The 14,319-nt window shown below is 27.2% G+C and carries 16 protein-coding genes and 1 pseudogene; 6 read left to right on the plus strand and 11 right to left on the minus strand.

Annotated features, from left to right (window positions below):
• Positions 1–806 (plus strand): helix-turn-helix domain-containing protein (locus KJQ99_RS06055; protein ID WP_214150276.1); only part of this gene is annotated, 806 nt, incomplete at its 5' end.
• 62 nt (positions 807–868) lie between these two features.
• Positions 869–1,699, plus strand: a complete 831-nt coding sequence (locus KJQ99_RS06060; RefSeq protein WP_214118487.1) for an NHL repeat-containing protein — start codon at positions 869–871, stop codon at positions 1,697–1,699.
• A 35-nt stretch (positions 1,700–1,734) separates the two neighbouring features.
• On the opposite strand, the gene KJQ99_RS06065 is transcribed toward KJQ99_RS06060, so the two are convergent.
• From KJQ99_RS06065 to KJQ99_RS06075, 3 genes are read right to left on the minus strand one after another with little or no spacing between them, the layout of a single operon-like run.
• The gene (locus KJQ99_RS06065) at positions 1,735–2,025 is read right to left on the minus strand and encodes a metal-sulfur cluster assembly factor (RefSeq protein ID WP_214150277.1); all 291 of its coding nucleotides are present in this window, start codon (positions 2,023–2,025) and stop codon (positions 1,735–1,737) included.
• Positions 2,006–3,154 (minus strand): peptidase M50, encoded by a 1,149-nt coding sequence (locus tag KJQ99_RS06070; RefSeq protein ID WP_214150278.1) that lies wholly within the window; start codon positions 3,152–3,154, stop codon positions 2,006–2,008. The genes KJQ99_RS06065 and KJQ99_RS06070 overlap by 20 nt, the downstream gene beginning before the upstream one ends.
• A gap of 10 nt (positions 3,155–3,164) precedes the next feature.
• Positions 3,165–3,485 carry a hypothetical protein gene (locus KJQ99_RS06075; protein WP_214118493.1) on the minus strand — a complete coding sequence of 107 codons (321 nt, stop codon included), beginning with the start codon at positions 3,483–3,485 and terminating at the stop codon, positions 3,165–3,167.
• Positions 3,486–3,651: 166 nt separating this feature from the next.
• On the opposite strand from KJQ99_RS06075, the gene KJQ99_RS06080 reads away from it, so the two are divergent.
• The gene (locus KJQ99_RS06080; protein WP_214150279.1) at positions 3,652–4,665 is read left to right on the plus strand and encodes a hypothetical protein; all 1,014 of its coding nucleotides are present in this window, start codon (positions 3,652–3,654) and stop codon (positions 4,663–4,665) included.
• Here KJQ99_RS06080 and KJQ99_RS06085 read toward each other — a convergent pair.
• Genes KJQ99_RS06085 through KJQ99_RS06100 form a run of 4 tightly spaced genes read right to left on the minus strand, consistent with a single transcriptional unit; the run spans position 4,651 to position 7,631 of the window.
• Entirely contained in the window at positions 4,651–5,124 is a 474-nt protein-coding gene (locus tag KJQ99_RS06085) for a YbaK/EbsC family protein (protein ID WP_214150280.1), read from the minus strand. The two genes, KJQ99_RS06080 and KJQ99_RS06085, sit on opposite strands and share 15 nt — an antisense overlap.
• Entirely contained in the window at positions 5,117–5,881 is a 765-nt protein-coding gene (locus KJQ99_RS06090; protein ID WP_214150281.1) for a phosphatidylserine decarboxylase, read from the minus strand. Before KJQ99_RS06090 ends, KJQ99_RS06085 begins: the two co-directional genes overlap by 8 nt.
• An 8-nt stretch (positions 5,882–5,889) precedes the next feature.
• Positions 5,890–6,981 carry a metallophosphoesterase gene (locus KJQ99_RS06095; RefSeq protein ID WP_250325675.1) on the minus strand — a complete coding sequence of 364 codons (1,092 nt, stop codon included), beginning with the start codon at positions 6,979–6,981 and terminating at the stop codon, positions 5,890–5,892.
• 2 nt (positions 6,982–6,983) lie between these two features.
• A complete protein-coding gene (locus KJQ99_RS06100) occupies positions 6,984–7,631 on the minus strand; it encodes a Crp/Fnr family transcriptional regulator (RefSeq protein WP_214118979.1) in 648 nt (215 codons plus the stop codon).
• Between the two features lie 59 nt (positions 7,632–7,690).
• Here KJQ99_RS06100 and gltX point away from each other — a divergent pair, with 59 nt between their 5' ends.
• Genes gltX through KJQ99_RS06115 form a run of 3 tightly spaced genes read left to right on the plus strand, consistent with a single transcriptional unit; the run spans position 7,691 to position 10,939 of the window.
• Positions 7,691–9,028 (plus strand): glutamate--tRNA ligase, encoded by a 1,338-nt coding sequence (gene gltX, locus KJQ99_RS06105; RefSeq protein WP_214150282.1) that lies wholly within the window; start codon positions 7,691–7,693, stop codon positions 9,026–9,028.
• The gene (locus KJQ99_RS06110) at positions 9,015–9,329 is read left to right on the plus strand and encodes a YggT family protein (protein WP_214118983.1); all 315 of its coding nucleotides are present in this window, start codon (positions 9,015–9,017) and stop codon (positions 9,327–9,329) included. The genes gltX and KJQ99_RS06110 overlap by 14 nt, the downstream gene beginning before the upstream one ends.
• A complete protein-coding gene (locus tag KJQ99_RS06115) occupies positions 9,326–10,939 on the plus strand; it encodes a lytic transglycosylase domain-containing protein (RefSeq protein ID WP_214150283.1) in 1,614 nt (537 codons plus the stop codon). The genes KJQ99_RS06110 and KJQ99_RS06115 overlap by 4 nt, the downstream gene beginning before the upstream one ends.
• 518 nt (positions 10,940–11,457) lie before the next feature.
• Here KJQ99_RS06115 and dnaK read toward each other — a convergent pair.
• The 4 genes and pseudogenes from dnaK to KJQ99_RS06135 form a co-directional block, all read right to left on the minus strand.
• Entirely contained in the window at positions 11,458–13,323 is a 1,866-nt protein-coding gene (gene dnaK / locus KJQ99_RS06120; protein ID WP_214118833.1) for a molecular chaperone DnaK, read from the minus strand.
• A gap of 12 nt (positions 13,324–13,335) precedes the next feature.
• The gene (locus KJQ99_RS06125; protein WP_214150284.1) at positions 13,336–13,899 is read right to left on the minus strand and encodes a nucleotide exchange factor GrpE; all 564 of its coding nucleotides are present in this window, start codon (positions 13,897–13,899) and stop codon (positions 13,336–13,338) included.
• Positions 13,896–14,180 carry a hypothetical protein gene (locus KJQ99_RS11290; RefSeq protein ID WP_502756515.1) on the minus strand — a complete coding sequence of 95 codons (285 nt, stop codon included), beginning with the start codon at positions 14,178–14,180 and terminating at the stop codon, positions 13,896–13,898. Before KJQ99_RS11290 ends, KJQ99_RS06125 begins: the two co-directional genes overlap by 4 nt.
• Positions 14,181–14,195: 15 nt before the next feature.
• Positions 14,196–14,319 (minus strand): annotated as a pseudogene (locus tag KJQ99_RS06135) (50S ribosomal protein L11); the annotation flags it as partial.

A 14,319-nucleotide genomic window follows, 5' to 3' on the forward strand; every position in this document is an offset into this window, starting at 1 on the left:
ATCTTAATCTTTGTTTATATGAAACTAGAAAAAATGATGATTATTATGAAGTATTATTTGATGATTATGCTCTTGTTTTTATAAACGATGGATATAAAATGATACATACTAAAAAGCAAGATTTTACAATTAATAAAAACGAGATTTTGTTTTTTACAAAAGGCTCATATCTGATAAAAGACTGCGTAGAAAATAACTATTATAATTCAATTATAATTTGTTTTAAAGAAAGTATTTTAATAGAGCTAATTTATAAATATAAAGCCCTTTTAAATAGCAATTTTACAACCAATGAGCATATTTTTAAGCTAAATTCTAATGAATTATTAAGCTCAATTTTTACATCATTTTTACCTTGTTTTAGTTTTAAAACCAATGAAGATATTTTAAAATTAAAATTTGAAGAATTATTTTTAGCCCTACTTTATAGCAAAAACAATCAAAGTTTTTTATCATTTTTAAAGACCATAATCACCAATTTTAAACTATCTTTATATCAGATATTTTCGTATTGCGAACAAGATTTTCAAAGTGTAAATGATATGGCAAAAATATCTAATATGTCCTTAACTACTTTTAGCAAAAACTTCAAACAAAGTTTTGGAATTAGCCCTAAAGAATGGCTTGATAATAAAAAATTTGAAAAAGCAAAATTCTTATTAGAATTTTCAAACAAAAACATTACAGAAATATGTTTAGAAGTAGGATTTAACTCCCCTGCTTGGTTTATTTCACGCTATAAAAAAAGATATAATAAAACCCCAAAACAATTTCAAAAATCAAAAAACTTATATTTTTTACATTAAAACTATTAGAAATAAAATTCTTTTTTCCTTATAATTTTTCAAAAATTATTTAAGGAGAAAAGATGAAAAAATATATTTTAAGTATAGCATTACTTGCTAGTATGAATGCAATGGAAGTTAAAGAAATCAATGCTTTTGCTTCGCCTGAGAGTGTTGTGGCAAATAAAGATTATGTATTTGTCTCAAATGTAGGTCAAAAAATTGAACCTTTAAACAAGGATTTAGATGGTTATATAAATATAATCTCAAAAGCTGATGATAAAATCAATGTATTTGTAAAGAATTTAAATGCTCCAAAAGGTATGAAGATTATTAACAATACACTTTATGTTGTAGATATTGATACTTTATACGGCTTTGATATAACAAGCAAAAAAGAAGTATTTAAGCTAGAAATTAAAGGTTCGGTATTTTTAAATGCAATTGAGAGCTTAGACAATGATACTCTTTTAGTAAGTGATACTGGCACTTATACGATTTTTGAAATCAATTTAAAAGATAAAAACTATAAAACTTTTATGAATATTGACAAAAGTTATGGTGGTCCTAATGGCTTATTGATTGATAAAAATTCTTTATATGTCGTAGGGTATGATCCTAGTGAAAAAGATGGCGGAGCTATTTTAAAAATTGATTTAGCTAGTAAAAATATAGAAAAACTAAGTGATAATTTAGAGCAATTTGATGGAATTGTTAAAATTAATGATGATATTTTAGTATCTAGCTGGGGTAAAGAGCTAAATGGTTATATTTATAAACTTAATCAAAATAAATTAGAAAAGCTAGATTTAAAAGCACTTAAAGGACCTGCTGATATGTTTTATGATAACTCTACAAACACACTTTTAGTGCCTGAAATGGCTAATAATTCTTTATTAAAAATCAAATTATAATTAGAATTTACTATGAGAAAATCTCTCATAGTAAATCAAAAACTTAAAGCACTTTTGACCTCATCGCTAGCCATTTCTATACTCCAAGCAGGTTCAAACACTAAATCAATATCAACACTATCTATTCCATCTACACTTAAAACAGAGTCTTTTACCCAAGTTATCAGTAAATCGTGCATAGGACAAGACTTAGTAGATAAGGTCATAGTGATTTTACAATATGAATTATCAATTTGTATATCATAAATAAGCCCTAAAGCTAAAATATCAAAACCCACTTCAGGGTCAATTACATTTGAAATTGCATTAACTACTTGCTTTTTCATTCTTTGCTCCTTTGTAATTTATATAAGTAAAAAAATTGATTACATTAATTAAAAGACCTATATTTAACGCTATATACAAATAAATTGATGAACTAAAATAAAGAGAAATTACTAAGCATATATTAATTAGCATAGCAAAAAAAGCTGCTTTTTTAATCACCATATCATCTAATAAAGGGACTTTTATTTTTCCGATTAATTTTGAAATAAAATGAAACCATATTAAAAATGGCAAAATCTTATAAATATGTGCGATTATAAAAGGTAAAATCGTTGCAAAAATTAATAATTTAATAGCTAAAGCATAGTCTAAAACATAAAATTCTCTCATCGCTAAAAACGAGCCAATACAAGCAAAAACAATATTTAAATTCCAATAATCTTTAGCCTTTCTTGTTCGTATTTTAAGTATATATAAACACCAAAATACAAAACAAGCTAGGGAAAAAATCGCTATACTTTTATGAAAAAATGCTAAAAAATACGCCACTAAACTAAGCCATAATAAATAATTTTTATGCTTATGAGTTAGTGCAAACATTGGCAATAATACACTAGCAGCACCTATACAAATAAACAAAATAAAACCTAACATAAAATATATATGAAGATGAAGAATTAGTTCATAGTCTAAATATATAAGCCCGTTTAAAATAAGCACAATTAAACCAGCACAAACTAAGCCTAATGCTAAAAAAACAACCCCACAAAATAAAGCACTTTTAGCAATATTATTAAAATCAAAAAATGATATTAAAAACAGCACAATAAAATAAAAAACACTTAAAATCATAGCAAATACGCTATATTTTAGTAATTCCAAATCATAATTTAAAAACGAATACATAATAAAGGCTAAAGAGATATTGCAAATAAAACTCACAAAAAACACACCTTTTATACTAAAGAATGCTTTTTCATAAATTACCGAGCTTAATTGATAAAGGCTACCTATTATTATATTTAAAGCAAATCCAGCAAAAAAACAATGTAAAAACGCTTTAAATTGATAACTCTCAAAATCGTAATTTGAATAAGAAAATAAAAACATAAAAGCTAATAAATAGCAAAATGCAAATATAAAATAAATAGCCACCACTTTAAATGGTGGTGCGAATGCGTTTAACATAACTTAGCCCTTATGGATGGTCTTTACAAGCTTCATCAAAATTGCTATGCTCTTTAATTTTAGTAAATACTAGCCAAAAAAGTCCATCTTTTTGTGTAGTTTGAATATCATAATATGGCTTCACGCTAGGAAGTAAGCCTAAAGGATTTTTATGATTTAGCATAATTAATTTTTGATTAGGCTTTAAATTATTTAAGCCAACTCTAGCATTTATCATAGGTTCAGGTGGCATACACTGACTACTATCAAAAGCTAAATATTCATCATTCTCATAAAACTCAACCGTAGCATTTGCTAAACTAACTTTTTTCCAAGATTTAAAATCAAACATTTTTTCTCCTTTTTTCTCACTATTCTAAAAAAGTTTAAAAATTTTGACTTTGACTTAAGTCAATTTGAAGTTCAAAAAAAGAAAAATTAAATACTTAAATAAATTTTTAAATCAAATTCCTAAATATTTATTTGCTATAATAAACCTTATTTTTACAAGGTTAAATATGAATATAAATCAAATAATTAATTTTAAATTTAATTTTAAAAAGATTTTATACAAAGCTTTATTTATTGTTTTTATAATAATTCCACTTTTATATATTTTAATTATGAGTTTATATTTATTAGAATTTAATCCACAAAAATATAGTAAAAACCCAGAAGCAAGTGAAAAATTTTTAACCGGATATTTATTTATTGATATTGCAAATACATTAAATATATTTTTTAAATATGATAGCTTTATTGTAAGACCTTTTTTAAATATAGCTAAAAATTATTATGATGAAGGTAAAAAGCTCTTGCCAGATGATAGTATTGAAGATATTATGTGGTGGGTTTTGTATTATAAACGCATGTATGGTTTAACTAATAAAACACAAGATTATAGTATGTTAGACAAGCTAAGCTACGATGATTATCAAGAAATCTATGAAATGATAAAAAGAGTGCCTTATGGCAATATTTATTATGATGTGGATATTATGACAGAATATAGACTATCTAATATGCTTGGTTTGGTTATGCTATATACAAATTATACATCAAATAGAGCTTATGAATATTATATAAAAGATTATGATAAAGCAAGTGAAATTTATGAGCTTTTAAATATAGCTTTTAATAAATACTATACATATCAAGCAGAGAAAAAATTGAATTACGCACTATATTTAGATGTCATGATAGATCTTTTAAGCACTTCGGCATTTAAATATTATAGTGAAAACAATTACTACGATGGAACTTCAAAAATAGATGTTACTAATATACCTTTACCTGATTATATTTGTAATGCTACAGACACAATAAAAATTAATGAATACTTTAAAAAAGCTATTTTATTTACAGACGAAAGTAAGTTATTTATAAGGAGTATATATAAAGGTTCTGTTAATTATTTACATGCTTTACATAAATATTGCCCAGAAGATAAGGAAATAAGATACAGAATGCTTAATGTTATTGTTAATAAATTTCAACCAATGTATAAAAAAGGAGAATTAAATGATAGATGAAGTGCTTATACTAGCAATATTAAAAAGCTTTTGAATATATTTTGCATTTATTTTTAGCTGAAGACCACGAAGCCCAGCACTAAGCACAAAATACTCAAGCTCTAAAGCTCTTTCGTCAATAAATCTAACATAATCTTTTTTCATACCAAAAGGCGAACAACCGCCCCTAATATATCCTGTTTTATCCTTTAATTTATCAAGTTTTAAAAGGCTTAAGGATTTTTCTCCTACCGCCTTTGCAAAAGATTTTAAATCTATTTCTAAATCCCCTTGAATACAAGCAACATACAAGGCATTTTTACCCTCGCAAACTATGGTTTTGTAAATATATTTAATATCAATTCCTGTCTTTTTTGCTACGCTAATTGCTGATAAATCATCATCTACTTCGTAGCTTAATAATTCATAATCTATTTTTAAAGTATCTAAAAACCTTGCTGCATTAGTCTTTTTAATCATTTGCTATTCTTTGTCCGAATTTAATCGCACCAACTTGGCATTCAAGTTTTAAATCATCGCCTAAGATTAAAATAGTAGAACCCATCAAAAATCTTCCTAGCATTTCGCCTTTTTTTAAGCTTACATTATCATAGTTTTTCTCATAATCACTTGCATTTTTCATATTAGTTTGCACGCTTGTATCAAAATCAAATTCCATCTTGCCAACATTTACAGCCCCTACAAAAACCATATAAAAAATATCTCCACTATCTTTTTTGCAAGTTAAAACTACACGCTCATTTCTTGAATACAAATTATCATGCTTACTAAGTGCTTTTAAATTAACGCTAAAAAGCTCTGCACAAAAATATTTTAGATTTAAAACCTGCATATTACAAGGACTATGATAATTGTGATAATCCCTTGGGCTAAGATAAATATTTAAAAAATCAAGCTCATTTTTAGGAGTAAAACCTAAAAGCTCTTTAATATCATAATCTTTACCTTTTATACTAAACGCCTTTAAATTTGAGCTTTTTGCATAACTTAAAATAGTGCCATCACAAGGACTTATAAAGCCGCTTTCAAATTCTCTTGGCTTTATTAATCTTCTAGTAAAAAGAGCCAATAAACTATCGTATTCTTTATAATCTTTAAACTCATCTAAAGGTATATTAAAATGCTTTACATAAGTTTTGTTTATATAATTTTGCATAATTTTTGGATATTTTATGCTTACTAACTTACCAAAAATTCTTGAAATTGTTTTTCTCATTATATTCCTTAAAGTCTAATTATTACTATTTCACTAGGTGCTAAAAAGCGTATAGATGGACCCCAAAATCCAGCACCACTACTAACATATAATTTAGTTTTTTTACCGATTTCATAAAGTCCGTGCAAAAATCCTTGCTGCATTAAAACAAAAATACTAAATGGGAAAATCTGCCCTGCGTGAGTATGTCCTGATAAAACTAAATCAAATCTACTCAAATCAAATTCCTTAGCTACAACAGGTTGATGAGCTAATAAAATATTGTATTTAGTATCATTAAAATTTTTATAAATTGGGGCTAAATCCATTGGCATTCCATATTTTGCACCCTTTAAATCATTTATGCCACTAAGCACTATTTTGCCTAAATCTATGCTTTCATTTTCTAATACTTTTATATTAGTTTGCTTTAATTTTGCTAGGATTTTTGTAGCGTCGTGGTAGTATTCGTGATTGCCAGTTACATAAAAACAAGGCTTATTAAAGGTATTTAATAAATCCAAATAATCAATATCATCTATGTTAGTATCTATTAAATCCCCAACAATTACTACATAATCAACTTCTTGTTCGTTGATTTTTGCGATTAATTTTTCTAAAAAATCTTTATGCAAATTCTTGCCTAAATGCACATCACTTATCATTGCGATTTTTATTCCTAAATTAGCATTTAAATCTACATATTTAATAGGTGGAATTTTAATTGCCTTAAATATACCTTGTAAAAAACACCCAAATGCAACAAATAAAACACCTAAATCACAAATCAATTTTAAAGTTTTTCTTCTATTTGTGTCTATATTCTTTACGCTTTTAAAGGCTATAAATTTAACAATATCATAAATTAAAGCGATTAAAAAGAAGAAGAAAGAAAAACCCAAAAGAATTGATAAAGTAGTATAAAGAAAATCAGGCAAAAAATTAGCTCTCATAGAGAACAAAAACACAACATTAGATATGAATAAAACTATGCAAACTACTAAAAAAAAGCCTTTAAATCTAGGGAAAATTACTCTAAATAATTGTCTATAAATATAAGCATTTGCAATAAAAACAGCAACGCAAAATGCAATAGCAAATAATAAATGGTGTAAGCTCATAATTAATTCTCGTAAAGTGATTTTAAATATTTTTCATCATGAATTATTAAGTTTTTATCATCATCAAAACTAATAATCCCATCATTTTTAAACTTAGCTAAAATTCTAGAAAAAGTCTCTGGAGCTAGATTTATAAATGAAGCTAATTGGATATGTTTTATACTCTTAAATACTTCGCTTTGTTCGCAAACTAATTTAGCTAGCTTTGCTTCAGCACTTAAAATCATTTCATTATGAACGAATTCTGATAAATAAATTAACTTTTTTGAAATTCCACTTAATAAAGCTAGAACAAAATCAACCTTAGTTAAAAACTTATTTTTAAGCTCTTCAAAATCAATCTTAATCACTTCCCCACTATTTAAAAAACTAGCACTCGCAGGAAAAGGGATATTTTCAAAATTAGCTAATTCGGCTACAAAAGAAATAGGAGTTAATTTATGCATAAAAATTTCAGCTCCTTTTTGGTTGGTTTTATAAACCTTAATATTTCCTTTAATTAATAAGTGCAAATACTTACTACTTTCACCTTCCATAAATAGCATTTCGCCTTTTTCGTAGCTTTTAAGAATACAAATTTTTGCTAATTCTTCAAGCTCATTTTCGCTAAAATCTTTAAAAAAAGAAATTTTTTTTAATACTTCTTTCATTGGCACTCTTTTTACTTTCTTAAAATAGAATTATGAAAAATCATATCAAGGAATTACAAATGTTTAGATTTGCCCCATCACCTACAGGCGATATGCATATAGGGAATTTAAGGACTGCCGTTATTAATTATGTATGTGCGAAAAAATATAATAAAAAGTTTATTTTAAGGATAGAAGACACAGACACAGCTAGAAATATTCAAGGCAAAGAAGAAGAGATTAAGAGTATTTTAAATTTATTTGGGATTAATTGGGACGAATACTATGTGCAAAGCACTCATCTAGCAACTCATCAAAAATTAGCAGCAAAATTATTAGAAAATGGTTCTGCTTTTAAATGCTATTGCACCGAAGCTGAATTAGAAGAAAAAAAAGAATTAGCAAAAAACGAAAAAAGAGCTTATAGATACGATGGAACTTGCGAGAATTTAAAACAAGATTTAAATAAACCATTCGTAATAAGACTTAAAAAGCCTAAAAACACAATTACTTTTAAAGATGAAATAAAAGGCGTTTTATCATTTGAGCCAAATGATGTTGATAGTTTTGTGATTTTAAGAGCTGATGGGACACCTACATATAATTTTGCATGCTCTATGGATGATATGTGCGAAGGAGTTAGCTTTATTATCCGTGGAGAAGACCATGTAAGCAATACTCCAAAACAAGAACATATAAAGGCGTCTTTAGGCTTTAATGAGAGTCTGCAATATGCACATTTACCTATCATTTTAGACGAAGAAAGCGGTCAAAAAATGAGTAAAAGACAAGAGCATTCAAGCGTAAAATGGCTTTTAAATGAAGGCTTTTTGCCTGATGCGATAGCTAATTATTTACTAGCTTTAGGCAATAAAACCCCTAATGAAATTTTTACGATGGATAATGCAATTTCTTGGTTTGAAATAAGCAATATTTCTAAATCTCCGGCTAGATTTAGTATGGCAAAATTAAGATTTATAAATAGAGAGCATATTAAGATTTTAGATGATGAAATTCTAGCTAGATTATTGTTTAAAGATGAGTTTTTAGCTAAGTTTAGCAATGTAAAAGTATTAGCAAAATTAGCAAAACTTCACTTAGAAGAAGCAAGTACTTTAAATGAAATTAGAGCTAAACTTAGTGGATATTTTCTACCATTTAATATAGTTTTTGCTAACAATTTAGATTTTAGTGAGAGTGCGAAATTATTAAAAGCTGAATTAGAAAAATCAAACATACCTAGCAAATACGAAGAATTTAAACTAAATCACAACGCTAATTTAAAAGGCAAACAATTATTTATGAGCTTAAGATTATTGCTTAGCGGTTCAGCTCACGGCCCTGAATTAGCACAAATTTATGAGATTATGCAACCTTGTATGAGCGAGTTTTTAAAGGTAAAAGATGAGCTTTGCTGATATTGTAGTTTTACTACTTGTATTAATAATAAGAGGACTAAATATTTATTCTTATTTAGTTATTGCCTATTGTTTATTTTCGTTTTTTCCACAAGCTTTTACAAGCCCTATCGGATATAAAATATACAATATTGTATATAAATTAGTAAGACCTGCCTTTGATTTAGTATATATGATAATACCGCCTAGATTTTTAAATATAGGCATGGTAAGTCTTGCCCCTATTGCTGTTTTTGTAGGAATACATTTATTACAAATCGGATTATTTGAATTAGTAAAAATCGTAAAAGGATTATTATGAAAAAATTAATTAGTATATTATTAATTGCTCAAGCTTTATTTTCATATACTTATGAAGAATTAAAAAATGAGCCGAACTCACTTGCTAAGGACTTTTTTTTATATAATTTATTAAAAAATAATGAGATAAAAAAAGAAGATTTAAAAGAATTTAAAACACATATTTTCCGTTTTGCTGGAGTTATGAAAAAAGAATATGAAAAACTAAGCAAAGATATTAAAGAAGAGCCAAAGACATTACCTGCTGATTCTTGCTATAATTATTCAATCAATTCTATAATGAACGCAGATGAAAAATGTCAGATATTTAGACTAAAAGAAATAAATTTTGCAAAAAAGTTAAGCAAAGAAAACCTAATAAAACTAGCAAATATTTATAAACAAAAAGATAAAAATCTAAGCTCACAATTAAGCATATTAGCTAACAAAAACCCTGTGGCAGAAAGCATTAAAAAAGGTGATGGAAAAACCTTAATGAAGCTTTATTATGATGGATATAAGCTAGATGATTTTTCTCCAGGACCACTTACTCGTGCTAGTATGATGGAACACCCTAATGCTTATAAATTTTTAAACTCAGCTATAGTAGATGATAAATATCCAAAAATAAAAGAAAAATTAGCAAGTCTTGATAAAGAAGACGCTAAAGAAGATTTAGCATTTGCATTAGGTTTAAATGCACTTATGTTTAATAAAAATGCCTTAGCAGAAAAATACTTTTTAAGAGCTAATAAAACTTATAAATATAAAAGACCAAAGGATAATGCTTTATTTTTTGCTTATTTAGCTAGTAATAAAACTAGACATTTAGATACTTTGGCAAATAGTGATGATTTAAATATTTATAGTATTTTAGCAAAAGAGCTAACAAATACACCATTACCGACCATCATCACACCAAATCCTACAAAAAGCATAGATTATCCTATAAATAATGCTTTAGTTCAAGCTAGATTTATGAATGACATTAAAAACGCTGATACTCAAAAGCTTAGCGAAATGCAAGAATATTTTAATACCAAAAATACTCAAGGACAATATCTAGTAATTAGCGATAAATTAAGTAATTTTAAAGATAATATTTATCCAATACCATTTCCTGAAGAATTAGCCAATTATAGCGTAGAGCAAAAAGCACTAATTTTAGCTATTGCTAAACAAGAAAGCAGATTTTTACCAGCTTCTGTAAGCACTTCTTATGCTTTAGGTATGATGCAATTTATGCCTTTTGTAGCAAGACATACTGCTAAAGTTGATTTTAATGATAATGATTTTGATGTTACTCAAATGTTTGACCCAAAAATAGCTTATAAATTCGCAAACGCTCATTTAAATACTCTTAAAAAAGGAGTTAAGCATCCTATATTTATAGCTTATGCTTATAACGGGGGCTTAGGATTTACTCAAAGAATGCTAAAAAAAGATTATATGTTTAATCCAAATTCTAAATTAAAATCATACGAACCATTCTTATCAATGGAGCTTGTGCCTTATTTAGAAAGTAGATTGTATGGTAAAAAAGTTTTAGCAAACTATTATATCTACCTAAAAATATTAGGTCAAAATGTAAAAATGAGTGATTTAATAAAACAAATAGATAAAAATCAATAATATAGGTATTTTTACCTATATTATCCTTAGCTTTTGCACTAAATTATAAGAGGAGCTAAAAACCATTTAAAGCTTAAATACTAGTATAAAAACTATATCAAAAAAACAATTCAAATGATTTTAATAATTTACTTTATAATAATTGATATATGCTTTAAATATTGCAGTAATAAAAAATAAATTATATTTTGGGTTTAAAATCGCTATCAAATGTTTTTAAAAATACTTAATTTTTATATATGCTTATTTAAAAACTATATGACTTATTTAAATTCTTAAAAATTATTTTATAAAATATAAGAACTCTTATTTTATATACTTTTCATACTTAATTGTAATTTACAAAATTAATTCAGAGCTTGCAATCTATTTTTGTGTAAAAATATAATATTTACTAAATTTTGCCATCAATAAAAATAAATATTAAAAGATATTTTGAATTAAGATAAATTAGGAATTTCAAATTGAAATTCCTAAAATTAAGGATAAATCCTTGTAAGACTAGTTTTTATAAATTATTATTCTACTTCTGCATCTACTGCATCATCTTTTTCGCTTTTTTTAGCGTCTTTGCTATCATCTTTTTTATAAAGATTTTCAGCTAATTTATGACTTGCGTCGCTTAGTTTTTTCATTTTCTCATCTATTTGAGCTTTTGTTGCGTTTTCATTATTTACTACATCATTTAGCTCATTTATTGCACCTTCAATCTCTTGTTTAATTGCAGGTTCAACTTTATCTCCTAAATCATTTAGGCTTTTTTGAACTTGATGAACTAGGCTTTGAGCTTGATTTTTCGCATCTACTACTTCTCTTCTTAATTTGTCAGCTTCTTTGTTTTTCTCAGCTTCGTTTATCATATTTTTAATCTCTTCATCACTTAATCCACTTGAGCCTGTGATTGTGATATTTTGAGCTTTACCACTTGCTTTATCTAATGCACTTACCGTTAAAATACCATTTGCATCAATATCAAATGTAACTTCAATTTGCGGCACACCTCTTGGAGCTGCTGGAATACCTTCAAGGTTAAAATTACCAAGAGATTTATTATCACGGCTAAACTCACGCTCACCTTGTAAAACATTAATAGTAACTGCACTTTGATTATCTTCTGCAGTTGAGAATGTTTGGCTTTTTTTAGTAGGAATTGTTGCACCTTTTTCTATAATTTTACTCATAACTCCGCCTAAAGTTTCAATTCCAAGACTAAGTGGAGTAACATCAAGTAAAAGCACATCTTTTACATCACCTTGAATAATTCCTGCTTGAGTAGCAGCACCCATTGCAACAACTTCATCAGGATTTACGCTTTTATTTAGTTCTTTTCCAAATACTTTTTTAACTTCTTCTTGAACTAAAGGCACACGAGTTGAACCTCCAACCATTACTACTTCTTTAATCTCGTTTTTGCTAATTCCTGCTTCACTTATAACTTCATTAATTTTTGTAATAGTTTCAGCTACAAGTGAGTCAATCATTCCTTCAAATTGAGCTTTTGTTATTGTTTTTACAAGGTGTTTTGGACCTGTTGCATCAGCTGTAATGAATGGTAAATTCACTTCAGTTTGATTTGTGCTTGAAAGCTCTTTTTTAGCGTTTTCTGCTGCTTCTTTTAATCTTTGTAAAGCCATTTTGTCATTTCTTAAATCAATTCCTTGCTCATTTTTAAACTCAGTTGCTAAGAAATCAATTAATTTATTATCAAAATCATCTCCACCTAAAAACGCATTACCACCAGTTGCTAAAACTTCTACAACACCATCACCAGTTTCTAGAATTGTAACGTCAAATGTCCCACCACCTAGGTCATATACTGCAATTTTTTCAGCACTTACTTTATCAAGACCATAAGCTAGAGCTGCTGCGGTTGGTTCGTTTATAATTCTTAATACATTTAATCCTGCGATTTGACCTGCTTCTTTAGTAGCTTTTCTTTGTGCATCGTTAAAGTATGCTGGAACGGTAATTACTGCATCAGTTACAGATGTTCCTAAATAGCTTTCAGCATCTTCTTTAAGTTTCATTAAAACTTTTGAAGAAATTTCTTGTGGAGTGTAAGTTTTACCTGCAATTTCTATCGCACAAGCACCATTTCTATCTACTATTTTATAAGGTAAATGTTTTGCCGCTTCTTTAGCATTATCTTCATTCATCATAAGACCCATAATTCTTTTAATTGAATAAATTGTTTTTTCTGGGTTTGCTACTGCTTGGCGTTTTGCACTATCACCTACTAAAACTTCACCTTTATCTGTAAATGCTACAATTGAAGGAGTTGTGTTTTTTCCTTCTTTATTTGGAATTACTTTTTTTTCTCCACGCTCATAAATTGCTACACATGAATTTGTTGTTCCTAAATCTATACCTATTGCTTTTCCCATAATTTTCTCCTTTTATTTTGATACGCTTACTTTACAAGCTCTAATTATTCTGTCATTTATCATATAACCCTTTTGAAACATAGCTGCAACACAATTTGGATCAAGCTCTGCTTCAACATGCATCATAGCTTCGTGATAACTAGGGTCAAATTCATCACCTTCATTAGCTACGATTTCTTTAATTCCGTGTTTTGCTAGGATATTTTTAAATAAACTTAAAGTATTATCAATACCTTGTTTAAGTTGTTTTGAAAACTCATCATCTGCTTCAAAATTACTAGCATTTTCTAATGCGTCTAAAACAGGTATTAAATCCTTAAGCAATCCTTCTTGTGCATATAAAACAGCACTTTGCTTATCTTTTTCTAAGCGTTTTTTATAATTTTCAAAATCTGCATTAGCTCTAAGATAAGCGTCTTTTAATTTTGCAAATTCTTCATTTGCCTTATCAAGCTCTGCTCTTAAAGCAATTTCTTCATTACTTAACTCATTTTGTTCGCATTCACAATTTTCATTGCATTCGCAAACTTCTTCGTTATTTACTACATTTTCTTCTTGCGTGGCTTTTTCGCTCATATCGCCTCCCTTAATTGATTTAAAACATTTTCATAGTCTGTAAAAATACTACCTGCAATTATTAAAGAGCTTTTATTTTGCATATAATTACAATCTAATTTAACTCCCATAAAATCAGGTAAAAATAGCTCATCATAAATCAAGTTATTAGTAAAATAATCAAGTAACTTTAAATTCATAATAGAACTAAATGAAGAAAGTTTTACAATATTTGCAAAAATTTTTTCTCCACATATAAATTTAATTTTATTTTTAAAAGAATTTTCAGTCCCTTTTGAAATACCTGCAGCTTTTTAATTTAAATCGGTAGCGTGTGGTTGTTTTTTTATAAATGTAAATCTTTTATCAGCTTATTCTGTTTTATCTAATGGAATATTATACCCCGCCATATCTTTTGTACGCTCATTGAAAGCCTTACAA

Source organism: Campylobacter sp. 2018MI13 (assembly GCF_018501135.1).
Classification (GTDB): Bacteria; Campylobacterota; Campylobacteria; order Campylobacterales; family Campylobacteraceae; genus Campylobacter_E.